At 56.2% G+C, this 22,490-nt stretch carries 21 protein-coding genes; 10 read left to right on the top strand and 11 right to left on the bottom strand.

The genetic code is table 11. The features are described 5' to 3' along the window. Positions 1-15 precede the first annotated feature (15 nt). The 4 genes from WFN61_RS14470 to WFN61_RS14455 form a co-directional block, all read right to left on the bottom strand. Positions 16-813 (bottom strand): ABC transporter ATP-binding protein, encoded by a 798-nt coding sequence (locus WFN61_RS14470; protein WP_144815752.1) that lies wholly within the window; start codon positions 811-813, stop codon positions 16-18. Between the two features lie 25 nt (positions 814-838). Then, positions 839-1,744, bottom strand: coding sequence for a nitrate ABC transporter permease (ntrB, locus tag WFN61_RS14465; RefSeq protein ID WP_312632981.1), 906 nt, complete (start codon positions 1,742-1,744; stop codon positions 839-841). Positions 1,745-1,755: 11 nt separating this feature from the next. Then, positions 1,756-3,018 (bottom strand): CmpA/NrtA family ABC transporter substrate-binding protein, encoded by a 1,263-nt coding sequence (locus WFN61_RS14460; protein ID WP_337038853.1) that lies wholly within the window; start codon positions 3,016-3,018, stop codon positions 1,756-1,758. A 269-nt stretch (positions 3,019-3,287) separates the two neighbouring features. After that, positions 3,288-4,514, bottom strand: a complete 1,227-nt coding sequence (locus tag WFN61_RS14455) for a nitrate- and nitrite sensing domain-containing protein (protein WP_337038852.1) — start codon at positions 4,512-4,514, stop codon at positions 3,288-3,290. A 121-nt stretch (positions 4,515-4,635) separates the two neighbouring features. On the opposite strand from WFN61_RS14455, the gene WFN61_RS14450 reads away from it, so the two are divergent. Continuing rightward, positions 4,636-4,923, top strand: coding sequence for a VF530 family DNA-binding protein (locus WFN61_RS14450; RefSeq protein WP_222890539.1), 288 nt, complete (start codon positions 4,636-4,638; stop codon positions 4,921-4,923). A gap of 7 nt (positions 4,924-4,930) precedes the next feature. Further along, positions 4,931-6,235 (top strand): glycoside hydrolase family 10 protein, encoded by a 1,305-nt coding sequence (locus tag WFN61_RS14445; RefSeq protein WP_144815737.1) that lies wholly within the window; start codon positions 4,931-4,933, stop codon positions 6,233-6,235. A gap of 14 nt (positions 6,236-6,249) precedes the next feature. Here the strand turns inward: WFN61_RS14445 and WFN61_RS14440 are convergent, their stop codons facing one another. The 3 genes from WFN61_RS14440 to WFN61_RS14430 form a co-directional block, all read right to left on the bottom strand. Then, positions 6,250-8,571, bottom strand: coding sequence for an FdhF/YdeP family oxidoreductase (locus tag WFN61_RS14440; RefSeq protein WP_312178217.1), 2,322 nt, complete (start codon positions 8,569-8,571; stop codon positions 6,250-6,252). Positions 8,572-8,665: 94 nt separating this feature from the next. Next, entirely contained in the window at positions 8,666-9,397 is a 732-nt protein-coding gene (locus WFN61_RS14435) for a MerR family transcriptional regulator (RefSeq protein WP_337038851.1), read from the bottom strand. Positions 9,398-9,450: 53 nt separating this feature from the next. Further along, the gene (locus tag WFN61_RS14430; protein WP_337038850.1) at positions 9,451-10,671 is read right to left on the bottom strand and encodes a diguanylate phosphodiesterase; all 1,221 of its coding nucleotides are present in this window, start codon (positions 10,669-10,671) and stop codon (positions 9,451-9,453) included. Positions 10,672-10,992: 321 nt separating this feature from the next. On the opposite strand from WFN61_RS14430, the gene ycgZ reads away from it, so the two are divergent. The 3 genes from ycgZ to WFN61_RS14415 all read left to right on the top strand — a co-directional run bounded on the left by ycgZ (position 10,993) and on the right by WFN61_RS14415 (position 12,012). Beyond that, positions 10,993-11,232, top strand: coding sequence for a regulatory protein YcgZ (ycgZ, locus tag WFN61_RS14425; RefSeq protein WP_144815726.1), 240 nt, complete (start codon positions 10,993-10,995; stop codon positions 11,230-11,232). A gap of 65 nt (positions 11,233-11,297) precedes the next feature. Further along, a complete protein-coding gene (locus WFN61_RS14420) occupies positions 11,298-11,693 on the top strand; it encodes a hypothetical protein (RefSeq protein WP_409455835.1) in 396 nt (131 codons plus the stop codon). Between the two features lie 37 nt (positions 11,694-11,730). Beyond that, positions 11,731-12,012: a biofilm development regulator YmgB/AriR family protein gene (locus tag WFN61_RS14415; protein WP_144815720.1), complete on the top strand. Its 282-nt coding sequence runs from the start codon at positions 11,731-11,733 to the stop codon at positions 12,010-12,012. 81 nt (positions 12,013-12,093) lie between these two features. Here WFN61_RS14415 and WFN61_RS14410 read toward each other — a convergent pair whose 3' ends face one another. Together WFN61_RS14410 and WFN61_RS14405 are read right to left on the bottom strand one after the other, a co-directional pair. Continuing rightward, positions 12,094-13,185, bottom strand: coding sequence for a hypothetical protein (locus WFN61_RS14410; protein ID WP_337038849.1), 1,092 nt, complete (start codon positions 13,183-13,185; stop codon positions 12,094-12,096). Continuing rightward, a complete protein-coding gene (locus tag WFN61_RS14405; protein WP_337038848.1) occupies positions 13,151-13,456 on the bottom strand; it encodes a hypothetical protein in 306 nt (101 codons plus the stop codon). Before WFN61_RS14405 ends, WFN61_RS14410 begins: the two co-directional genes overlap by 35 nt. A gap of 221 nt (positions 13,457-13,677) precedes the next feature. Here WFN61_RS14405 and WFN61_RS14400 point away from each other — a divergent pair, with 221 nt between their 5' ends. Continuing rightward, the gene (locus tag WFN61_RS14400; RefSeq protein WP_337038847.1) at positions 13,678-15,567 is read left to right on the top strand and encodes a beta-glucoside-specific PTS transporter subunit IIABC; all 1,890 of its coding nucleotides are present in this window, start codon (positions 13,678-13,680) and stop codon (positions 15,565-15,567) included. Positions 15,568-15,594: 27 nt separating this feature from the next. Continuing rightward, positions 15,595-16,605, top strand: coding sequence for a LacI family DNA-binding transcriptional regulator (locus WFN61_RS14395; RefSeq protein WP_144815709.1), 1,011 nt, complete (start codon positions 15,595-15,597; stop codon positions 16,603-16,605). A gap of 36 nt (positions 16,606-16,641) precedes the next feature. On the opposite strand, the gene WFN61_RS14390 is transcribed toward WFN61_RS14395, so the two are convergent. Both WFN61_RS14390 and WFN61_RS14385 read right to left on the bottom strand, forming a co-directional pair. Then, positions 16,642-17,943, bottom strand: coding sequence for a PQQ-dependent sugar dehydrogenase (locus WFN61_RS14390; RefSeq protein ID WP_337038846.1), 1,302 nt, complete (start codon positions 17,941-17,943; stop codon positions 16,642-16,644). Positions 17,944-17,954: 11 nt separating this feature from the next. Beyond that, positions 17,955-18,380, bottom strand: a complete 426-nt coding sequence (locus WFN61_RS14385; RefSeq protein ID WP_144815704.1) for a DUF2231 domain-containing protein — start codon at positions 18,378-18,380, stop codon at positions 17,955-17,957. A 301-nt stretch (positions 18,381-18,681) separates the two neighbouring features. On the opposite strand from WFN61_RS14385, the gene WFN61_RS14380 reads away from it, so the two are divergent. From WFN61_RS14380 to WFN61_RS14370, 3 genes are all read left to right on the top strand, one after another. After that, positions 18,682-20,223 (top strand): methyl-accepting chemotaxis protein, encoded by a 1,542-nt coding sequence (locus WFN61_RS14380; protein WP_144815701.1) that lies wholly within the window; start codon positions 18,682-18,684, stop codon positions 20,221-20,223. A gap of 130 nt (positions 20,224-20,353) precedes the next feature. Beyond that, positions 20,354-20,491 carry a stationary-phase-induced ribosome-associated protein gene (gene sra / locus WFN61_RS14375; RefSeq protein ID WP_072015219.1) on the top strand — a complete coding sequence of 46 codons (138 nt, stop codon included), beginning with the start codon at positions 20,354-20,356 and terminating at the stop codon, positions 20,489-20,491. A gap of 204 nt (positions 20,492-20,695) precedes the next feature. After that, positions 20,696-22,393: an NAD-dependent malic enzyme gene (locus WFN61_RS14370; RefSeq protein WP_144815698.1), complete on the top strand. Its 1,698-nt coding sequence runs from the start codon at positions 20,696-20,698 to the stop codon at positions 22,391-22,393. Positions 22,394-22,490 lie beyond the last annotated feature (97 nt).

Raw genomic sequence — 22,490 nt, 5'->3', positions numbered from 1 at the left:
ACCTCGCCCGCTCTCTCAGGCCACGGCCCGGTGTTTTTCATGCAGGAAATGCAGCACCTGCTGGCGGTAATGATGGAAACGTGAGTCGTTGGCCAGGGTCAGCCGCGAACGCGGGCGTTCCAGCTCGACATGCAACACTTCGCCAACCTTTGCCGCAGGACCGTTGGTCATCATCATCACCCGGTCAGAGAGCAGCACCGCTTCATCAACGTCGTGGGTGATGAGCAGAATGGTGGTATTCAGGCGCGACTGGATCTCCATCACCGCATCCTGCAGATGGGCGCGGGTCAACGCATCCAGCGCGCCAAAGGGTTCGTCCATCAGCAGCACCTTCGGCTTCATCGCCAGCGCCCTCGCAATACCTACGCGCTGCTTCATGCCGCCGGAGATCTCTCCAGGACGCTTGTGCATGGCATGCCCCATATGCACCAGCTCAAGGTTATGTTCGATCCACGCCTGCATCTCGCTCTTACTCATCTTTCCTTTAAAGACCTGCTCTACCGCCAGGGCAACGTTCTCAAAGGCGGTCAGCCACGGCAGCAGAGAGTGGTTTTGAAACACCACGCCGCGCTCTGGGCCTGGACCGTTAATCTCCTGGTTATCACACAGCAGCACGCCTTCGGTGGGTTGACTCAGCCCGGCGATCAGATTCAATAGCGTGGATTTCCCGCAGCCGGAGTGGCCAATCAGGCTAACGGTTTCTCCCCGCGCTAGCTCAAAGCTGACGTTGTCGAGCGCCAGGAACGGCCCCTGTGCGGTGTGAAAGCGCTGGGTAACGTTTTCTACGCGAATAATGGCTTTTTCGTGTTTCATATCAGGCTCCTGAGGGTTCTTGTGACTAACTGCCGTAGCTAAAACGGCGGGCAATGGCCATCAGGCCCTGCTCAAGCAGCATCCCCACCACGCCAATCAAGAGGATGGCGATGATGATGTTTTCCACGTTGAGGTTGTTCCACTCATTCCAGATCCAGAACCCAATCCCGACGCCGCCGGTCAGCATCTCTGCCGCGACGATCACCAGCCACGCGATACCGATTGACAGGCGAACCCCGGTCAGAATGTGCGGCAGCACGGCGGGAAAGAGGATTTTGCGCATCACGGTGAACTCACTGAGCTTCAACACCCGAGCAACGTTGAGATAATCCTGTGGAATGCGCATCACCCCTTCGGCGGTGTTGAGGATCATTGGCCAGATAGAGCAGATAAAGATGGTCCATGCCGAGGCAGGCTCTGCGCGCTGGAACAGCAGCAGGCCAATCGGCAGCCAGGCCAGCGGGCTGACGGGACGCAGCAAGGCGATAACCGGGTTAAGCATGTTGGCAATAAAGCTAAAGCGGCCAATGAGAAAGCCGAGGGGGATCCCCACCAGCGCCGCCAGACCAAATCCCAGCGCCACGCGTTTGAGCGATGCCAGCACGTTCCAGCCGATACCCATATCGTTCGGCCCGGCGATATAAAAGGGTTCAGCGAAGATGATTTTGGCGGCTTCCCAGGTCTTCAGCGGCGTTGGAAAGCCGCTGCTGCTCAAGGCGGCGATCTGCCAGAGGACGATCAGCACCATCGCCCCCAGCACGCCGGGTACCGCTTTTTTCACTGCGCCATGGACGCCTTTACGCAGGCGGCTGGCAGGTGCCGGTGTTGTTAATGCTGGCGGCGTTGGGATAGTGGTCTTTAGGGGGAGGATCTCAGCGCTCTCCGGCTCGGCGGCCAGCGCAACCACATTCGTTTTTGTGTTAATAGACATGTCGGCCTCACTTAGCGTTTCATAGCAAAACTGTTGGCGTAGTCTGCAGGGTTGCTGCCGTCCCAGACCTTGCCATCGAACAGGGTGCTGCTGCGCATATCGCTGGCAGGCAGGGTGATGCCGCCTACCGCCGTCGCCGCCTGCTTATAGAGATCGGTGCGGTTGATCTTCTTCGCGACCGCCAGATAGTCCGGGTCGACCTCGATCAGGCCCCAGCGTTTGTGCTGAGTCAGGAACCACATGCCGTCTGAGAGATAGGGATAGTTCACCGCGCCGTCGTTGAAGAAGCGCATGCCGTGGGCATCTTTCCACTTCTTGCCCAGCCCGTTGTCATAGTCGCCAAGCATTCGCCCCTCAATGGTCTCGGGTGAGGTGTTGACGTAGGCGCGCCCGGCTATGGTTTTCGCCGTTTCAATACGGTTAGCGTCAGAGGTATCGATCCAGCGGGAGGCCTCCAGCACTGCTGCGGTCAGGGCGCGGGCCGTATTGGGATTAGCGGCAACCCACGCCGAGGTGGTGCCGAGAATTTTTTCCGGATGATCGGGCCAGATCTCTTGCGTCGTCGCAGCGGTAAAGCCAATCCCGTCAAGAATGGCGCGCTGATTCCAGGGTTCGCCGACGCAGTAGCCGCTCATGTTGCCAATCTTCATGTTCATCACCATCTGCGGCGGCGGCACCACAACGTTGCGAACGTCGTTAAAGGGGTGGATCCCGGCGTTGGCGAGCCAGTAGTAGAGCCACATGGCATGCGTGCCGGTGGGAAACGTCTGGGCAAAGGTGTAGGTTCCCTTTGCGCTGCCATCGATAATTTTTTTCAGCGAGGCCGCATCGGACACGCCCGCCTCTTTCAGCTGGTTCGACAGGGTGATCGCCTGGCCGTTGTTGTTGAGCGTCATCAGCATCGCCATATCATGCTGCGGGCCGGAGACGCCGAGCTGCAGGCCATACACCAGGCCGTACAGCACGTGAGCCGCATCCAGTTCGCCGGAGACCAGCTTGTCGCGCACCGAAGCCCAGCTAGACTCTTTGCTGAGGATGATTTTAATCCCGTACTTCTCATCAAACTTCTTCACTGCCGCCATCACCACCGAGGCGCAGTCCGTTAACGGGATAAAACCCACGCGGATCTCTTTCTTCTCTGGCGCATCAGAGCCCGCAGCCCAGACGCTGTTCATAAAACCCGGTAACAGCATGCTGCCGCCCAGCAGCGCGCTACCTGCCAGAAATCGGCGTCGGGAGAGACTCACCACGGTGTTGCTGTCGTCTTGCTTCATTGCGGCTTCCTGTTAGCTGAAAAATGCGCAAAAAAAAGCGTCCTGTTAGCGCTCAGTCTCCTGAACGCTAACGGACGCCTTTATCCGAAACGCTGACTAAACCGCCGTTGGCTTAGTCTTTCTGTACGTTGGGTAATGCAGCTTGTGTGCCAATCTGCGGATACGCTTTAAATTCAGTCAAATACGTTAAACTCAACGGCGGGTATGGCGTTGTCTGCACCGCAACGGTTGACCATTTGCACACCGGCGGTGCAGCTACTCCGTAAGGATTACGATGCGGATTTATTCGCTGATGTTCCCATAATAGCGGCGACAGAGAGCATCGCCTCTGCGATCTCCGCGAGCTTCTTATTCTGCTTCATGGCCATGTCACGCAGGATTTTGTGGGCCTGCGGCTCGCTCATACCGTGGTGCTGCATCAGCAAGCTTTTGGCGCGCTCCACCAGCTTACGGTCGGCAAGCGTCGCACGCAGCGCGGCCAGCTCGGCATCCTGCGCCTGCAATTGGCGAGACTGACGCTCGATAAGCTCAAGTACGGAGCGGCTGAGTTGGGGTGGGATCAGCGCCGCGTAATCGCTGTTCTGCAGCGGCAGCTGCGCAATCTCCTGCTGTTGCAGAGCGTCGCAGCGTTGTGCATCACCGATCCTCTGTTCGCAGCAGGCCATTAGCCGCTCCTCCAGCCGGTCCTCGATGATTTTCATCCCGTCGATACGTGCCGTAGTGATATCAAACCAGCGCAGCGCGATGTCATCCGCAACGCCTGCAGGCGTTACGCAGGTGCAGGCAATACGCCGAAAGCGCTCCAGCTCGCTGCTGTCGGTGCGGAGCTGTTGCTGCCACAGCGCCAAAGAGCGCTCATCGGCAAACTCCATAAAGGCGTGAAAGCAGCGCTCCTGCCCCTCTATAAGCTCCAGCAGCTGCTGATGCATAGCATTGTCGAAGCGCTGCGAAGTAAAACCCGCCGCCGCCAGGGCGCGCTCCTGCCCGGCCAGCTCCTTGCCCTGCATAAAGCTGAACATAGCCAGCAGCGCCCGTGACACCGTAGGATCCCCGGAGGTATCGGCGGCTTCGAACACCAGCGCCAGATGAGCGCGTATCACTTCGCTATAGCGGTTCATCGCCTCCGGCTGGTCAATCTTCAGAGCTGCAACCTGCTCACGCAACGCAGGCAAATTGCTCATGCTATGCAGGGCGTTGGCGATGCGGCTAAAGAGGCGCGGTGCGTTAGCCATTGGACCGCTGAGATCCAGGCTCGTGAGTTGGCTATCTACAGCATCTGCGGCAAGCTGGACCTGCTGCGCGCGTTCTTCAAGCCGGTCGCCCCACGTATCGCCGCGCGAACAGAGATAGATATTGACCGTGCCCCGCTCGCGCTGCAGAACATGGATAAGCTGGCTAACCGCCCCCACCAGCTTGCTCATTTGCAGCAGCTGCTGTAGACCGATAATTTCACTTTGTCGGGCGGCCAGCACAAAATCGAGAGCGGAAAGAGGCATATCGGTACCTGCACAAAAGGAACATACCGATGACAAAGCAAGATGCGTGCCGCATTTCCCCCTTTTCTTTTACTCCGCGCCCGCTATTCTAATCAGCAAAACCTAAACCATCGGACTGGTCATGACTGCACACGTATCTAAAGACCCTTTGCACGGCGTAACCCTTGAGATGCAGGTGAATGCCCTTGTTGCGCGCTATGGCTGGAGCGAGCTGGGCAAGCTAATTAATATCAACTGCTTTAAAAACGATCCCAGCGTAAAATCGAGCCTCAAGTTTTTACGCCGCACGCCCTGGGCGCGCGCGGAGGTCGAAGCACTCTATTTGGATTCACTGGATGATGCCGTCCCGGAAACACAGGACGAGCCTGCTTTAAACCCATGGGCTAATAGCCGCCTGAATAAGAGCTGAAACAAAGATGGCGCGACACATTACACGGTTAGGCGCACTGGTTGGCTGCGCGCTTTTACTTGCCAGCTGCTCTTCTAAACCACCGAAATCATTGATCACCCCGCTTCCGCCCGTCGCGAAGCAGCCGCTACCGGATAAATCTGCGCGTAGCAATGAGCCGGTGCGCGGGGTCTGGCTGACCACGGTCTCCCGCCTCGACTGGCCACCGGCGTCGTCGGTTACCGCCAGCCCGGCGCTGCGCGTCAGCCTGCAGCAGAAGGCGTTGACCGATAAGCTGGACAACCTGAAACGCCTTGGGGTGAATACCGTTTTCTTCCAGGTGAAGCCTGACGGAACTGCCCTCTGGCCGTCGAAGATCCTCCCGTGGTCAGATATGCTTACCGGCACCATCGGGGCCGATCCGGGCTACGATCCTTTGCAGTTTATGCTGGACGAGGCCCACAAGCGCGGCATGAAGGTGCATGCCTGGTTCAACCCCTATCGCGTCTCCACCAATACCAAACCCAGCACCGTTGCCGAGCTGAATCGCACCCTGCCGCTCAATCCCGCCAGCGTCTTTGTGCTGCATCGAGACTGGGTTCGCACCGCCAGCGATCGCTACGTGCTTGATCCCGGTATTCCAGAAGCCCGGGACTGGATCACCAGCATCGTCGCCGAGGTGGTGGCCCACTATCCGGTAGACGGCGTACAGTTTGACGACTACTTCTATGCTGAAGCGCCCGGCTCGACCCTGAACGATAATCAAACTTTCCAGAAATACGGCAGCGCGTTTGCCTCAAAAGCGGACTGGCGACGTAACAACACGCAGCAGCTGATCGAGCAGGTGTCGCGCACCATTAAGCAGCTGAACCCCAACGTTGAGTTTGGCGTTAGCCCCTGCGGCGTCTGGCGCAACCGCTCCCACGATCCGGCCGGATCCGATACGCGCGGCGCAGCGGCGTATGATGAGTCCTACGCCGATACCCGCCTGTGGGTGCAAAAAGGGCTGGTGGACTATATCGCCCCGCAGATCTACTGGCCCTTCTCCAGAGACGCGGCACGCTATGATGTGTTGGCTAAATGGTGGGCGGACGTGGTGAAACCCACCCATACGCGCCTCTATATTGGCGTAGCGCTGTATAAGGTGGGCGAACCGTCGAAAACCGAGCCGGACTGGACGGTCAACGGCGGCGTGCCGGAGCTGAAAAAGCAGCTCGATCTTAACGATGCGCTACCTGAGATCGGCGGCACCATTCTGTTCCGGGAGAACAACCTCAATCAGCCCCAGGCTCAGCAGGCGGTAAACTACCTGCGGAGCCGCTGGGGCAGTTGATTAACAAAGGCTGATTAACGAAGCGCGCCGGAGGTGGCCACCGCCTCCACGCGCTCCATCGCTATCGGGATGCTCTTATAGGCCGGAATGCCGCTTTTGGTGTCGTGGCTATCCAGCGGCACCATCACGTTGGCTTCGGGGTAGTAGGCCCCTACCGAACCCGGCGCCATGTCGATCACCACTACGGTGAGATTGTGCATTCGCCGTTCGGTAGCGTTGCCCTCGCTATCGAGCGCCACAATGTTGACCTGATCCCCTACCCGCAGATTGCGCTTCTCGGCTTCGTCGGCGTTGATAAACAACACGTCCCGCCTGCCGGTCACCCCGCGATAGCGGTCGTTCAGGCCGTACAGCGTGGTGTTGTACTGGTCATGGCTGCGCAGCGTGGTCAGCACCAGATCGTGACACTTCAGCGAGCGCGGATCTTCATTGATACCCTGCATGATTTTGAACTCGGCTTTGCCGGAGGGCGTGTTCCAGACTCGCTCTGAGGCGGTATTGCGCAGGCGGAAACCACCCGGCTTTTTCACCCGTTCATTGAAATTGTCGAAGCCTGGAATGGTGGCCTCAATGGCATCCCGGATAAAGCTGTAGTCGCGCACCATTTTATCCCAGTCAACAACGGTGTTGGGCAGCGTGGCTTTTGCCAGCCCGGCGACCAGGGCGGGCTCTGATTTCAGGTGCGGCGAGGCGGGCTCCAGCGAACCGTGAGAGGCATGCACCATCGACATGGAGTCCTCAACGGTTATGCTCTGCTCGCCAGAGGCCTGAACATCCCGTTCGGTACGGCCCAGTACGGGAAGAAGATAGTTGTGCTTGCCCAGCAGGAGATGGGAGCGGTTGAGCTTGGTCGCCATATGCACAACCAAATCGAGGTTGCGCATCGCCGGGAAAGTGACCTGCGGGTCGGAGATCGCCTCCGCCAGGTTACCGCCGAGACAGAGCAGCGCTTTGGCCTGCCCGTCGCGCATCGCCTGAATCGCTGCTACCGCGCCGTGGCCGTGCTTTTGCGGCGGCGTGAAGCCGAAGACTTTTTCGATATTGTCCAGCAGCGACTGGGGCGGGATCTCGGTAATCCCCACGGTGCGATCGCCCTGCACGTTGGAGTGGCCGCGCAGCGGACAGATGCCAGCCCCTTTTTTACCGATGTTGCCGCGCATCAGCAGCAGGTTAGCGATCTGCTGAACATTCTGCGTGCCGTACTGGTGCTGGGTGATCCCCATACCGTAGCAGATGATGGTCCGCTCGGCGTTGGCGTACAGCCGGGCTACGTTCTGGATCTCTTTGCGCTCCATACCCGAGACCTTGAGGATGTGCGCCCAGTCGGTGGCATCAAGATCGGCTTTTAGTGCCTCAAACCCCTGGGTGTGCTCGCTAATGAAAGCTTCATCAATGACGCCGGGCTCGCCTTTGGCTTTCGCCTCGTCGTGCATCGCCAGCAGAATTTTCATTACCCCTTTCAGCATCGCCGCGTCGCCGCCCACCCGCACCTTGTAGTAGGTTGAGGCGAGCTCGGTGGAACTCAGGGAGAGCATCTCGATAGGGCTTTGCGGCGAGGTAAAGCGCTCCAGACCACGCTCGCGCAGCGGGTTGATGGCAACAATAGTGGCACCGCGTTTTGAAACCTCCCGCAGCGTGCCGAGCATGCGCGGATGGTTGGTGCCAGGGTTATGACCGATGCACAGCACCAGATCGCAGTGGTCAAAATCCTCCAGCTCAACGGTACCCTTGCCGACGCCGATTGACTCGGGTAGGCCGACGCTGGTGGGCTCATGGCACATATTCGAGCAGTCAGGGAAGTTGTTGGTGCCATACTCACGGGCGAAGAGCTGCCAGAGAAAGGCGGCTTCGTTGGAGGCGCGGCCGGACGTATAAAACTCAACGCTGTCGGGGTGGTCGTAGCTGCGCAGATGCTCACCGATTTCTCGGAAGGCGGTTTCCCACTCAATGGGCTGGTAGGTATCGCTGGCGGGGTCATATTTCATCGGATGGGTAAGTCTACCCTCGCCCTCTAGCTCAAAAGCGTTGCGCTCCCACAGTTCGCTCACGGTATGGGCGGCAAAAAATTCGGGGGTGGTACGTTTGCTGGTGGCTTCCCAGGAGACGGCTTTCGCGCCGTTTTCACAGAACTCAAACGAGGAGGCATGCTGCGGATCGGGCCATGCACAGCCTGGACAGTCGAAGCCTTGGGGCTGGTTAACTTTGAACAGGGCAATGACGTCCTGCTTCACCGACATCTGGCCGCGTATCGCGTCGGCGACGGCTTTGAGTGCTCCCCAACCGCCAGCTGAACCACCATAGGGTTTGATACCGATAGTACGATTTTGCTCTTTCATAATGCTCCACAATGACTATTACCTTCTCTGTAAGCCTGGTACAGGAATTGTGGATAGGTGAACTCAGGCGTTTAAAAACGCGAGAACGAGTCAGTTACGGCTCATGAAACGAAATGGTAAACCCCTGCTCCTGCCAGTGCTCCAGCTGCTCCTGCTGGCGGCGAGTAAGCGCTTTGCCGGTCCATAAAAAGATATGCTGGCCGGGGAAAAGCTCGGGACGCGGCACCTCCAGCGGCTCAGCCAGCAGATCGATATGCCAGCCCCGCTGCGACAGCCGCCACGCCTCCAGCCACAGCCGGGTGCGATCCTCGCTGCCCCAGCCCATGAGCAGTGCTTCTCTGCCCGCTTTTTTACGCGCAGTGATTACGCATAAGACAGCATGCTCGGTAATGACGCCGTCCAGCAGGCTGGACATGACGCGTGCCGTGTATTGGTCGAGGGTCAGACGCTGACGCACGGGCGTGAGGATGTGGTCGATGAGGTCATCTACGGTATGGTCGCGTCCAAGCGTTGTGATGGCAGTGCGCAGCTTGGCCGGACGGGCCTGACGCAGCACGCCCATCATCTCTTCCTGCAGCGTTGCCCAGTCATCATGGGCAACCACCTTGTTGTCCTCCAGCAGCGCCTTGACTTTACTGACGGGGACGCCGCTCTCGATCCAGCGTTTGATCTCTTTGATGCGTTGAATATCTTCCTCGTCGAACTGACGATGACCGCCTTCGCTGCGTTGGGGTTTGAGCAAGCCATAGCGACGCTGCCAGGCACGGAGCGTGACCGGGTTAATACCGCATCTTTCTGCTACATCGCCAATACTATAAAAAGCCATCAACTCCCCTAAACTCAACGCTGCTATGCTCATATTCAAACGCTATCATTATCTCATAAACCCGCCCGCTTTTCTGGCCACGCTACAGCAGGTATGCCGGCGAATTCGGGACGGGCAAACAGGTAGCCCTGGAACTGTGATATGCCTGCTGACTCCAGCCACATCCACTCCTCAGGCCGCTCAACGCCCACTGCGGAGACCAGAATCTCCAGCGAGCTACAGCATTTAATAATGGCCTGGATGATTGCCTGCCGTGGGCCACTCTTATGTACATCTTTGATCAGGTCGCGGTTGATCTTAATCCTGTCCGGCTGAAACTGCGCCAGCAGCAGCAGTCCGGCAAAGCCCGCACCAAAGTGATCGATGGCGACACGGATACCCGCTGCCTTTAACAGCCTTACCGCATCGGTGAACTCATCGAGGCGTGAAATCACTTCGCTCTCGGTAAACTCAACGATGATCTGCTCTGGAATCAGCCCGTTGGCCTCGATCTCCTGAAGCAGGAAATTGACCGCGCCGGGTATCTTCACCAGCGTCATCGGCAGCAGATTTACCGACAGCGTCTGCTCGCCAATATTCAGCTCCGCCGCCATGCCAAAAGCGACTTTTTTACTGCGCAGATCGGCCTCGTAGGTTTCATCTCCGGCCAGTCCGGCAAACCAGGCTTCGGGGAAATCTCCCCCCGGCGTACGCAGCAAGGCTTCAATCGCAACCACCTCACGAGCAAAGGGATCGATCATCGGTTGAAAAGCAAAGCTGCACTCTGCCGTTTCATCCACTTCTCGCCTCTCTGCGCGGGAAGCACCGTCGTCCGGAATGAAATCCCATGCATCTGCGGGCGGAATTTCAAAGTAGTTCTCTTTCTCGCGCTCCTCAACGAAGGTGCGGAAGAACTGCAGCGCACGGTCGTCATAGGTCAGCTGGTACTTAGAGGTGCCTTTGTCCAGTACGCGCTGCAGCACATCATCCCGGTCATACTCTCTTAAGTCGAAGAGCTCCATTCCCGACTTACCAAACCGCCGCGACGGCGCATAGTCACACAGCAGCTCAACGAGGTTGTAGTGGCGAGTATCCTGACAAATAGCGCGGTAGATTTTGAACACGCTCTCTTCCGGCCCTTCCAGCAGCTGGAAGAAGTGGGTCCCGTTAAAAAGCAGGATGCCTGTCACCTCGGAGTGACCATTTTTTTGGTTTGCTGCGGCAACCATCTCTTCCAGCATTTTAACCGGCACGTCGTCGCAGAGATGGCTGCGGTAAATAATGGTTGTAAGCATAATTATTCCGGGGATCGGTGTGTGAAAAGCCACATTAACAAATGTCAGCACCCAGATCTTGTAATGATTGTGCCTGATTTTAAAGACAATCTTTCCCGTGTATAAGTATGCTGCTCCATAAAGAGTACAGCTTTTTGCCATACCTGTACAAGTATTCTCAGATCAAGATAGGAATTTTCCGTAAGGCATTGATTATAAGGATATGTTAGAAATATCTATAAATAATTACGCAAATTTGTACAGTTTCTATGTACAAGTTTGCCGGTTTTGTATAACTTTGTACTCGTTATCACAAATTACTGAATTTTACAGGAGTGACATATGCAGCAGAACGGTTATGTTCCGAACACAGCTAATGCCATTACCCGGTATTTCAATAAAGCTGCACTGCCAAGCCAGCAGGAGACGCTGGGTCAGATTGTGGTTGAAATTCTGAGCAGTGGCCAGAGCCTGAACCGCAAGGCAATTTGCACCAAACTGCTTAGCCGTCTGGAAATGGCGTCTGACTCTGAAGAAGAGAGCCATTACCACACGTTGATTGGCCTGCTGTTTGACCGCTAAGAGTTAGCAAAATCACAGCAACTGGTAGTTAAGTTTTTAAAGTCGCCTGGAGTAGGCTGGTATTCATGGAAGAACACACGGCCTCAACCTGGCGCAGACTCATGCCACGTTTCCATTATTTGGATGAGTGTGGCATCAGAGACGTAGTTATGAATAGAAGTGACATTGAAAAGCTTACAGATGAGCTAATCGGAGAAGCCGTCTTATCTCTCCTCAGTGAAAATGGCCCGGTCAACACCAGGGCACTTATCACGAGGTTGCAGTCTATGGAAGCAAAAGAGAAGGATATTCGACGACGTGAAACGCTTGGCCGCGTTATTGCGGAAATAACGAATAATGCAAAAGTATCGATGCGTCGCCAGTCCGGACGTGAACAGAAGGATTCTGAGAACGAACATAAGGACAATGTGTTTCAACTGTTCGGCACTAGCCAGCAAAAGAGCACCAGTAAAAAACACTGACTGCATCCATTTTCTAACTTTTTAACGGTATAATCCTATGCTTCAGGCTACGCTTCAGCAATCATCAGACCTATTCGAAACGCTGCCCGATACGGCCCTCTCCGCCTACTTCCGCAATGCGGGTGACGTTCTGGCAGACGAATCAGCGGTTCTGGGTGCAGTAGTGAGAACGATCCTTGCCTCTGGCGGTCATCTCAATAATAAAGCCATTATCCTGCATCTCATCCAGGCGATCGAAACCACCGATAACGTGGTGAAAAGCGACATTATTCGTAAGACGCTGGAAATTGTCGTCGACCATACGATGGATGATATTTAATTAGCAGCTAGCGTAGTCTTGTTAAGCGCAACGCCATCAGGCGTTGCTGGAACCGTCGGGTAGTGCCCTCACGCTGCCCGGTTAACGCGAATCGATTCCGAAGCGTGCCACTCTCTCTTCCACTTCATCCTGCGTCGGATCTCTTCCCAGCGTCGCCGTCAGTCTGGCAGCGAACGCCGAAATCTTATCTTCGCGAGTTAAAATAATCTTTGTTATCGTTAAACTCTCCTCTCCTTCAACGCTGGCATCGCTGATATAGGTGACACTGTCACTGATGGCAATGGCGTGATAAAACGAGACATCCGCGACGGCATCGGATTTATTAATGACCTGGCCATTCAGCCGCTCCTGCTGCCACAGCGCATCGGCAGCATAGCAGCGCTGGTTGAGCGCGATAGCCGAACCCGCATCACCCTGCTCTCGAAGTAAAGTTGACTGCAATTTTTCATACTCTTTGCGATCAACTTCATGGCTGAGAATGGCTGCAAGGGAGGTCTCCGGGCTGCAGTTGACCTTCATTAGCGGCTGGCCCATGAAGTTATAGATGCGCTCATTGCCATCCTGATGTTGATAATAAAAATTCAGAGAGTCGTGGAAATGAACGTTGGCAGCGACAGGCAGGGTGAGCGCGTGCCTATGGTTTTTCTTATCGATAATGAGCCAGCGGGTGCCGGTATGACGCTGGTGGCGACGCTGATTCTCAAAGTAGGTCAACGCGGTATGGGTGACGACGCCGTTAACTTTTGCAACAAACCGGGCTGCATGTTCGTTCTGCCCACGGTAGTGAAGCACCAGCGTCTCCTGCGGAATAATATGCTCCCAATTATTATCGCAATCGGCAAACCAGGCGTTAACGGCAGCGCGGTACGCGGCAATCTCACCATTCTGCCGTTGAGCAACCTCGCCGAGCGCTCTTCCGGTCAAGGGGCGCTCGCTCAGGGCTAATGCCTTTGCCTCATTCACAGAAACAGGCGGAAGATGGCCGGTCAGGTGTTGATAGATAGCCCTCTTCTTCTCTTCCTGATTCATGGCGTTATATAAGCCGCAAAAGTGCTCAACTTTTTTTATCTGTTCATTGGTGTCAGGATTGCCGGCAAGCGAAATCACACAGGTGTGAATTTCCCGTTCGGCATGATGATTAGTTTTGCTTGAAAGCGGCATAGCAGCGGACATAGTGAATAAATTTCCCCATAAACGTCCCTGCGAACACGCCGCCAGAGACAATCGCCAACCCGCTGAGTCCCGGCTGCGCCATCGCAGTAGGCGAAATGGCAGTGAGCACGCCAAAGGCATACTTGGTTAAAAAAGCGATCATCATCATGGGTAAGACGGTGTAATCCCCTGGGCGTTGCAGACTTCGGGGTTCATTGCCCGGCTGAATGTGTTGTGGATTAATCAACATATAGCCAATGGCTGCTCCTGCCAGCAGACCCAATACCCACATTGCCCATGTTCCGACCGTTGGAGGATAGACAGCTATCCACTTTACTCTCACAGATGTCACGCGCGATACGAAAATCTTATGACCATCGGCATCATTTACCTCTGTGATTCAGCCCACATTTTAGCCATGAAACCGGTTGCAAGGGAGCGCTTCACTGCTAGCATGAAACCGGTTTCAAATATAAGTCACACACTCATAACCCATAAAAAAGGTACATCAGAATGGCCATTATTAGGGATTACAATAAGTTAGCCAGTGACATCCTTCAGGAGGTCGGCGGGGAAGCAAACATCAGCAGCTTTACCCGCTGCGCCACCCGTTTACGCCTGGTTTTGAACGATACCCCTGCCCAGGCAAAAAGCCGCATCCAAAACCTGCCTGGCGTTATCGCCGTTGTAGAGAGCGGCGGTCAGTTCCAGGTTGTTATCGGCACCCACGTTGCCGACGTGTTTAATGCCCTCTCCGCACTGATCGGCGAGGACCACGCTGGAACGGGCAATAAACCGAAAACCCGCTGGCTGGATGCAGTAATCGCCACCATGTCGGCGGTGTTTGCGCCGATTGTCTACATCCTTGCCGCCGCCGGGATTTTACAGGGGCTGCTGATTGTTGCCGGCCTGATCGATGCTGACATTAAAACCACCGGCACCTATGCGATCCTCAACTTTATGTCGTGGACGCCGTTTGCCTTCCTGCCGGTGTTTATCGCGATCACCGCCGCGCGCCACTTCAAATGTAACCCGTTTATCGCCGTGCTCTGCTGCTGCGCACTGATTAACCCCGAGTGGTCGGCCATGGCGGGCCGCATTGCTACCGGGGAGACGATTACCTTCCTGTTTATTCCGCTGGCGAAAACGGTCTATACCTCGTCGGTACTGCCGCCGCTGTTCCTGGTCTGGGCGCTCTCCTGGCTTGAGAAGCGTGTCGAGAAGGCGCTGCCGGACGTGGTCAGCGCCCTGTTCACCCCGCTGATCTGCTTTGTGATCATTGTTCCGCTGACGCTGATTGTCATCGGGCCGATTACCACCTGGGCCGCAATGGGCATCGCCAGCGGCTACAATGCTCTTTTTGCCGCCGCGCCTGCGGTCGCCGCTGCGCTCATCGGCGGTATCTGGCAGATTATTGTTATTTTCGGCGTCCACTGGGGCATCACCCCAGTGATCATGGCCAACTTCGATACCCAGGGGTATGACTCCTTCCAGGCCTATCAAACCATTGCCGTCATCGGCCAGATGGCCGCCGTATTTGGTGTCTTCCTGAAAAGCCGCAACCGCGAGCTGAAAACCACCTCCCTGTCGGCGGGCGTCACGGCCATCTTCGGCATTACCGAACCGGCAATCTACGGTGTGACGCTGCGCTTTAAAAAGCCCTTTATCTGCGGCTGCATTGGCGGTGCGGTGGGTGCGGTGGTCGCAAGCCTGTTTGGCTCTCTTTATTACGCCTATGCGGCGCTGCCGGGCCTCTTTACCCTGGTCAACGCCATCAGCCCGGATGCGCCGATGTCCTTTATCGGTGAACTTGCCGGTAGCGCAACGGCTATCGTCCTGACTATTATACTGGTGCAGTTTGTTGGTTTTGACGATCCGGTGGCGGAAGAGACGCTCACCGACGCGCCGGAGACCGCCCCGATCGGCACCACCTCAACCGCAGCGGCGAAGACCAGCCTGGCGCTGAACAGCCCGCTCAGTGGCGAGGTGATTGCCCTGGAAGCGGTGGCTGACGAAGCCTTCTCGCAAAAGGTGTTGGGCGACGGCGTTGCTATTCGTCCCCACGAAGGTAAAGTGGTAGCGCCCTGCGATGCCCGGGTGGAGACGGTGATCGAATCACGCCATGCTATTGGCCTGGCCTGCGATAACGGCGCTGAGCTGCTGATCCACGTTGGGTTAAATACCGTAAATCTACAAGGCGAGCACTTCCGTCCGCTGGTGAAGGAGGGCGACGTTGTTAAAGCCGGTACGCCGCTGCTGGAGTTTGATAAAGAGGCCATCGAGCGTGCCGGGTACGATCTGACCACGCCGGTGCTGGTGATCAACAGCGATGAGTTTCAACTGACGAAGCTCCAGTCCGGGGGCACTATTCGTCAGGAGATGCCGTTGATGACCGTCTCCTGATACGCTGTTAACTAACTGGGGAGTGTTATGGTCACGATACTGGATGTCGCGAGGCGAGCGGGCGTTTCAAAAGCCACGGTCTCCCGTGCGCTAAACGGCAAAGTAGTGGTCAGCGAAGAGGTAAAGGCGCGGATCTTCAAAGCCATCGAAGAGACGGGATATCGCCCTAACCTGCTGGCGCGCACCCTGGCGACCAGCCGCTCCAACTCGGTAGGACTGGTGATCACTAACGGCCTGTATAACGGGCCGTTCTTCTCTGCCATGATCTACCAGGCGGCGACGTGCAGCGAAGATCTGCAGCGTCAGCTGGTGCTGGCCGACGGCAAGCACAGCCGGGAGGATGAGCGCAACGCTATCAACTTCCTGGTGCAGCTGCGCTGCGAGGCGATCATGATCTATCCCAAGTATCTCAGCGTGGATGAGCTGGATGACATTATTGATGAGAGCAGCGTGCCTATCGTGGTCATCAACCGCGAGCTAAAGCGCAACCGCAGCAGCTCGGTGTTTGTCGATCACTACCAGGGCAGCATGCGCATGGTGAAATATCTGCTTGCCCAGGGCCACCGCGATATTGCGTTTGTCGCTGGCGGCGAAGGGTCACCCACGGGTGACAGTCGTCTTGCTGGCTACCGCGATGCGTTTAACGCTGCGGGTCTGACGCCTGATGAATCGCTTATCGTGCGCGGCAGCTGGAGCACCGAAAGCGGCTATGAGGCGGGCTGCGTCCTGCTGAAAAAAGCGCGACCGATGAGCTGTGTTCTGGCCGCCAACGATGACATGGCCATCGGCGTCACTAAGGCGATGATCGACCACGGACTGCGAGTGCCAGACGATATCTCCGTTGCCGGGTTCGATGACTCCATCATTGGCCGTTACTTTACCCCGACCTTGACCACCGTCCATATTCCGATGGATGAGATGATCCGCGATGCGGTGCGCATTCTGCTCGCGCCAGATAGCAACGTTGACAGCGCCCCACAGTCGCTGCACGAAGGCTCGCTGATCGTCAGGGACTCGGTAGCTAAGCGCAAGCGTTAAAAAAGGCTGCCCGCTGGCAGCCTTTTTGCTTTTCCTCTACTGGGCAGCGCTGACCCGCCAGACGGCATCGCCGGCATCATCAGCGATAATCAGCCCGCCCTGGGCATCCATCCCCAACCCGACCGGCAGGCCGCGGACCTGTTTCTGATCGTCAGTTAAGAAGCCCGTGACCACCGGCTGCGGCAACCCCACCGGCTGACCGTTCTCAAACTTCACCCACATCACCTGGTAGCCGTTGAGCGGCTTACGGTTCCAGCTGCCGTGTTCGCTGACGAACGCGCCACCGCGATACTGCGGCATATTGTCCCCGGTATAGAACAGCAGGCCGAGCGGTGCGACGTGCGAGCTAATGGCGTAGTCGGGCTTGATAGCCTTCTCCACCAGATCCGGACGCTGGGGCTGGGCACGCTCATCAACGTGCTGACCAAAGTAGCTGTAGGGCCAGCCGTAGAAACCGTTCTCCTGCACCGACGTCATGTAGTCCGGCACCAGATCGGAGCCGATCTCATCCCGTTCGTTGACGATAGCCCACAGCTTGCCGCTCTGCGGCTCCCATCCTAATCCAGTGGGATTACGCAGGCCGCTGGCGTAAATGCGGCTCGCCCCGCTGGCAGCGTCAACTTCGAGAATAGCTGCCCGGCGATACTCCGCCCCGATGCCGTTTTCAGTAATATTACTGTTCGATCCCACGCCCACGTACAGCTTGCTGCCGTCCGGGCTGGCCAGCAGGGATTTAGTCCAGTGGTGGTTGATCGGGCCGCCGGGCAGCTCGGTGACCTCCTGAGCAGGGGCGCTGATGGAGGTTTGCCCTGTTTCATAGGGGAACTTCACCAGGCTGTCGGCATTGGCCACCCACAGCGTATTGCCGATCAGCTGAATGCCAAACGGCGAGTGCAGGTTTTCAATAAAGGTATGCTTCTCCCATTTACCGTTAACGTTGCGCAGCAGGGTAATAGTGTCCCCGCCTTTTCCTGCCTTGCCGGAGGCGCTCTGCACCAGGCCCATAATCAGCTGCTTGGGTCGCGTGGTAGGTTTCGGCGTGCTGTTTGACTCAGCCACCAGCACATCATTATTCGGTAAAACGTAGATCTGACGCGGATGCTTCAGACCATCAGCAATTTTTTCAATCTGTAGCCCGGCGGGCACGGTGGGCTTCTCGCCCTCTTTCCACGCCACCCCTTCCGGGACCTGCATCGGCGGCAGCAGGAAGTTTTGCGCCTGCGGCAGCTCTGGGTTGGGGCCCATTTGCTTTTGCGGATCGACAGTTGCGCCGTTATCACAGGCGCTCAGTAGGGCGACAATCGCCACGCTGAGTAACGCTCGGTTATGTTTTTTCATACCAGCTCTCCTTAAGCGTTACGCTGACGCAGCGCGAGTTGAACATTTGCCAGCAGCAGCAGGATCACCACTAACGTCGACAGGATCGCACCCAGCGGGACCACGGCCCAGGCGTCGCGGCTATGGATGAAGGCATTGACGATCGCCAGCAGAATGGCGAGCAGGTTAAGCCAGAAGTGCAGCTTTACGGGGGATCCGAAGGTATAGCGACGCCCTACCCAGACCTGCACCAGGTTAATCAGGCGTGGAATAATGGCAATCACCAGCCCGATAACGATCAGCCAGCTGGCGGCATCGGTCCACATAATCTGCATGCTTTTGATATAGAGAATGTCAAAGATCCAGGCGGCGGTAAAAAAACCGAGTGGAATGGGGTTAAGTAGCTCATACAGCGCTACGGCAAAGCTCGAACGTCCTGACGCGGTGGGGGTATGCATGTCCATCTCCTGGGCCTGTCCGGCGATTAACGGTACGTGTAAAGGGTAGATTATTTTCGCGATATAGCACGATACCCTCTCTATTTGCCTTAAGGTTTTGCCGGGCACTAAGGTATTAACAACGTCCACTTGTTCTATTTTCATTTTTATAACTTATGCCAAAGGCATATTTCAGTATGGCTAAAAAAATATTTCCTGAAGCTACTTTCCGTTATTGCATTGATCGTGGAAAATGCGCGGGCTATAAGAAAAATACAATTCCTATTTATTTATTGCCAGACGCTTGATTGTGGGGATATTGATGAAGCGTAACACTCCCGTTACACAGAAAGAGTATTTACTTAACGACGGCACGACGCTTATGTCGACAACCGATACGCAGAGCCATATTTCCTACGCTAACTCCGCCTTTATTGCTGCCAGCGGGTTTGATGAGGGGGATCTGGTTGGCGAGCCGCACAATATTATCCGCCATCCTGACATGCCTCCCGCCGCCTTTGCCGATATGTGGTTTACTATCCAGCAGGGAGAGAGCTGGACGGGACTGGTGAAAAACCGGCGTTGCAACGGCGATCACTACTGGGTTCGCGCTAACGTTACCCCGGTTTATCAGCAGGAAAAACTCACCGGCTACATTTCCGTCAGAAATATTCCCCATCGGGAGGAGATAGACGCGAGTGAAAAATGCTACGCGCAAATTAACAGCAATAAATTAAAAGGCTATCGCTTCTATAAAGGCGTACTGGTGCGCCGGGGTGTGCTCTCTTTTCTCTCTCTTTTTAAGTGGCTGGCTATTTCCCGCAGAATTAATCTGGCGCTGGCTATTCCCGCGATTTTGATCGCTGCCCTGCCCTTTATTTCTCTCCCTGCGCCGGTGCAATCCGCCACAGCGCTGATGCTGTTTTTACTTATTGCACTTTTCTTACAGGCGCAGGTTTCGCATCCGTTAAAATTAATCTTAACGCAAATGCAGAAAGTGGTATCCGGACGGCGCGCCGATTATTTTCAATTTAACCGCGTCGATGAGATCGGCATGCTGCTGCGCCTTGTGAATCAGTCCGGGCTGAATCTTAACTCTCTGGTTGGGGACGTCACTACCCAACTGGTGGGGATCCGCAAAATCAGCCATCGCATCTCCGAAGAGGGGGAGTCGCTACAGCAGCGTACTGAAGAGACCTCAGCGGACCTGCACCAAACGGCGGCCGCGGTGGAGGAGATTGCCAGCGCGGTGAAGCAGACGGCAGAAACCGCCGCTGAAGCAATGACGCGGGCAGATGAGACCAGCCGCAACGCGATGAACAGCGGTAATATCATGAAACAAACCATCACCATGATGCAGTCTGTCTCCCGGGATAACCGGCAGATCGTGGATATTATCGGCGTGATCGACAGCATCGCGTTTCAAACCAACATTCTGGCGCTTAACGCTGCGGTTGAAGCCGCGCGCGCCGGGGAGGCCGGCCGAGGTTTTGCAGTGGTCGCCGCCGAGGTGCGTAACCTGGCCCAGCACTCCGCCTCCGCCGCGAAAGAGATCAAAACCCTGATTGAGCAGAACGTCGCTAACGTCAGCAGCGGCGTGAAGATGGTGGAGAACACCGAGACGCACCTGACGGCGATGATTGATAACGTGATCCAGATGTCGACGATGATTAAAGAGATGGGTACTGCTACCCAAGAGCAGACTCAGGCGCTGTCGCTTATCAACGAATCCGTGTCGCGTATCGGTGTCATGACCCACAACAATACCAGCATGGTTGAGCAGGTGACCGACGCCGCCGGCGACCTCTCCACGCGTGCCGCACGTCTGCAACGCGCCGTTCAGGTTTTTGGCGGAGGGAATTGACGTAATTCAACGGTGCAGCACATTTTTCGTTCACTGGCGGCGGTATGCTAACCCAGCTATGGGATACGCTTTGCCCGGCTCGCCGTTGCGGGTTGGTCCTTGAAACTATTAACAGAATTAAGGAGTTAGCATGAGAACGAATCGTCAGGCACGTCATATTTTAGGTCTGGACTATAAGCTGTCGAATCAGAGAAAGGTCGTGCGTAGCGACGACGGCAGCGAAAAAGTGGTCACACACCGCCACGGGCGTCATCGCCGCGCCCAGTAATGTCATTATTGTTATACAAATTGTTACCCAAAACAGTTCCTGCGCCACCGCTCCGGTGGCGTTTTTATTTATGAATATGTTTCAGCAAAGTAACAAGTAATTGCAATACGCATGCTTTATACTTCCTCCCGCCGTACTACCTACCCCGTTTGCACGCAGGTAACCGTGCCATCGCCGGGATTTGTTTACCCAGGAGTTTTCGAGATGTTGCTGAAGTATAAGAAAAACCGTTCGCTGTACATCCCCTATGCTGGCCCCGTGCTGCTGGAGTTTCCTCTGCTGAATAAAGGCAGCGCCTTCAGTCTGGAAGAGAGACGCAACTTTAACCTGCTTGGCCTGCTGCCTGAAGTGGTAGAGACCATTGAAGAGCAAGCCGAGCGCGCCTGGTTGCAGTATCAGGGGTTCAAAACGGATATCGATAAGCACATCTATCTGCGTAACATTCAGGACACTAACGAAACCCTCTTCTACCGTCTGGTAGAAAACCATCTCGATGAGATGATGCCGGTAATCTATACCCCGACGGTCGGCGCTGCCTGCGAGCGTTTCTCTGAGATCTATCGCCGCGCGCGTGGCGTATTTATCTCCTACGAAAACCGCCACATGATGGATGACATCCTGCAGAACGTCTCGGCGCACAATATTAAAGTGATCGTCGTCACCGACGGTGAACGTATTCTCGGTCTCGGCGATCAGGGCATCGGCGGCATGGGCATTCCCATCGGCAAGCTGTCGCTCTACACCGCCTGCGGCGGTATCAGCCCGGCGTATACTCTGCCGGTGGTGCTGGATGTCGGGACCAACAATCAGCAGCTGCTTAACGATCCCCTCTATATGGGCTGGCGTCATCCGCGTATCAGCGGCGACGAATACTATGAGTTTGTAGATGAGTTTATCCAGGCCGTGAAACAGCGCTGGCCGGACGTGCTGCTGCAGTTCGAAGACTTTGCCCAGAAAAACGCGATGCCGCTGCTCAACCGCTACCGCAACGAGATCTGCTCGTTTAACGACGATATTCAGGGCACGGCGGCCGTGACGGTGGGCACGCTTATCGCCGCCAGCCATGCCGCAGGCAGCCAGCTCAGCAACCAGAAAATTGTATTCCTCGGCGCAGGTTCTGCCGGGTGCGGTATCGCCGAGCAGATTGTGGCTCAGACCCAGCGCGAAGGGCTGAGCGAAGCCGCCGCGCGGCAAAAAGTGTACATGGTCGATCGCTTCGGCCTGCTGACCGATCAGATGCCGAATCTGCTGCCGTTCCAGAGCAAGCTGGTGCAGAAGCAGGAGAATATTCATCACTGGGAGACCAGCGGCGACGCTATCTCCCTGCTGGACGTGGTGCGCAACGTCAAGCCGGACATCCTGATTGGCGTCTCGGGCCAGACCGGCCTGTTTACGGAAGAGATTATCCGGGAGATGCATAAGTACTGCCCGCGTCCAATCGTCATGCCGCTTTCGAACCCAACGTCCCGGGTAGAGGCAACGCCGCAGGATATCATTACCTGGACCGACGGCAACGCGCTGGTAGCCACCGGTAGCCCGTTCCCGCCGGTGCAGTGGAAAGATAAGGTCTACCCGATTGCCCAGTGCAACAACGCCTATATCTTCCCGGGCGTCGGGCTGGGCGTTATCGCCGCTGGCGCGTCGCGTATCACCGACGAGATGCTGATGGCGGCAAGCGAAACCCTGGCGGAGCACTCCCCGCTGCGCACAAATGATAACGGCATGGTGCTGCCGGGCCTCGATCAGATCCAGCACGTCTCCCGCGCTATCGCGTTTGCCGTGGGCCAGGTGGCGCAGCAGGAGGGCGTGGCGGTGAAAACCTCCGCCGAGGCGCTGCAGCAGGCGATCGACGACAACTTCTGGCGGCCTGAGTACCGCAGCTACCGTCGCACTTCTATTTAATCAGTTGCCCGGCGGCGCTACGCTTGCCGGGCCTACATCCCCTCACCCTCCCTCGTGCTTGCTGACGAGTCATTTGCGAATTATTCTCATAAATCTT

It is taken from the genome of Pseudescherichia sp. AS216, from assembly GCF_037152055.1.
Classification (GTDB): domain Bacteria; phylum Pseudomonadota; class Gammaproteobacteria; order Enterobacterales; family Enterobacteriaceae; genus Pseudescherichia.
This window is presented reverse-complemented; position numbering and strand designations above follow the sequence as displayed.

Bases quoted from the DNA above. Each gene is read 5' to 3' on its own strand.
- WFN61_RS14470 (WP_144815752.1), bottom strand. From the start codon at position 813: ATGAAACACGAAAAAGCCATTATTCGCGTAGAAAACGTTACCCAGCGC.
- ntrB (WP_312632981.1), bottom strand. From the start codon at position 1,744: ATGTCTATTAACACAAAAACGAATGTGGTTGCGCTGGCCGCCGAGCCG.
- WFN61_RS14460 (WP_337038853.1), bottom strand. From the start codon at position 3,018: ATGAAGCAAGACGACAGCAACACCGTGGTGAGTCTCTCCCGACGCCGA.
- WFN61_RS14455 (WP_337038852.1), bottom strand. From the start codon at position 4,514: ATGCCTCTTTCCGCTCTCGATTTTGTGCTGGCCGCCCGACAAAGTGAA.
- WFN61_RS14450 (WP_222890539.1), top strand. From the start codon at position 4,636: ATGACTGCACACGTATCTAAAGACCCTTTGCACGGCGTAACCCTTGAG.
- WFN61_RS14445 (WP_144815737.1), top strand. From the start codon at position 4,931: ATGGCGCGACACATTACACGGTTAGGCGCACTGGTTGGCTGCGCGCTT.
- WFN61_RS14440 (WP_312178217.1), bottom strand. From the start codon at position 8,571: ATGAAAGAGCAAAATCGTACTATCGGTATCAAACCCTATGGTGGTTCA.
- WFN61_RS14435 (WP_337038851.1), bottom strand. From the start codon at position 9,397: ATGGCTTTTTATAGTATTGGCGATGTAGCAGAAAGATGCGGTATTAAC.
- WFN61_RS14430 (WP_337038850.1), bottom strand. From the start codon at position 10,671: ATGCTTACAACCATTATTTACCGCAGCCATCTCTGCGACGACGTGCCG.
- ycgZ (WP_144815726.1), top strand. From the start codon at position 10,993: ATGCAGCAGAACGGTTATGTTCCGAACACAGCTAATGCCATTACCCGG.
- WFN61_RS14420 (WP_409455835.1), top strand. From the start codon at position 11,298: ATGGAAGAACACACGGCCTCAACCTGGCGCAGACTCATGCCACGTTTC.
- WFN61_RS14415 (WP_144815720.1), top strand. From the start codon at position 11,731: ATGCTTCAGGCTACGCTTCAGCAATCATCAGACCTATTCGAAACGCTG.
- WFN61_RS14410 (WP_337038849.1), bottom strand. From the start codon at position 13,185: ATGTCCGCTGCTATGCCGCTTTCAAGCAAAACTAATCATCATGCCGAA.
- WFN61_RS14405 (WP_337038848.1), bottom strand. From the start codon at position 13,456: ATGTGGGTATTGGGTCTGCTGGCAGGAGCAGCCATTGGCTATATGTTG.
- WFN61_RS14400 (WP_337038847.1), top strand. From the start codon at position 13,678: ATGGCCATTATTAGGGATTACAATAAGTTAGCCAGTGACATCCTTCAG.
- WFN61_RS14395 (WP_144815709.1), top strand. From the start codon at position 15,595: ATGGTCACGATACTGGATGTCGCGAGGCGAGCGGGCGTTTCAAAAGCC.
- WFN61_RS14390 (WP_337038846.1), bottom strand. From the start codon at position 17,943: ATGAAAAAACATAACCGAGCGTTACTCAGCGTGGCGATTGTCGCCCTA.
- WFN61_RS14385 (WP_144815704.1), bottom strand. From the start codon at position 18,380: ATGCATACCCCCACCGCGTCAGGACGTTCGAGCTTTGCCGTAGCGCTG.
- WFN61_RS14380 (WP_144815701.1), top strand. From the start codon at position 18,682: ATGAAGCGTAACACTCCCGTTACACAGAAAGAGTATTTACTTAACGAC.
- sra (WP_072015219.1), top strand. From the start codon at position 20,354: ATGAGAACGAATCGTCAGGCACGTCATATTTTAGGTCTGGACTATAAG.
- WFN61_RS14370 (WP_144815698.1), top strand. From the start codon at position 20,696: ATGTTGCTGAAGTATAAGAAAAACCGTTCGCTGTACATCCCCTATGCT.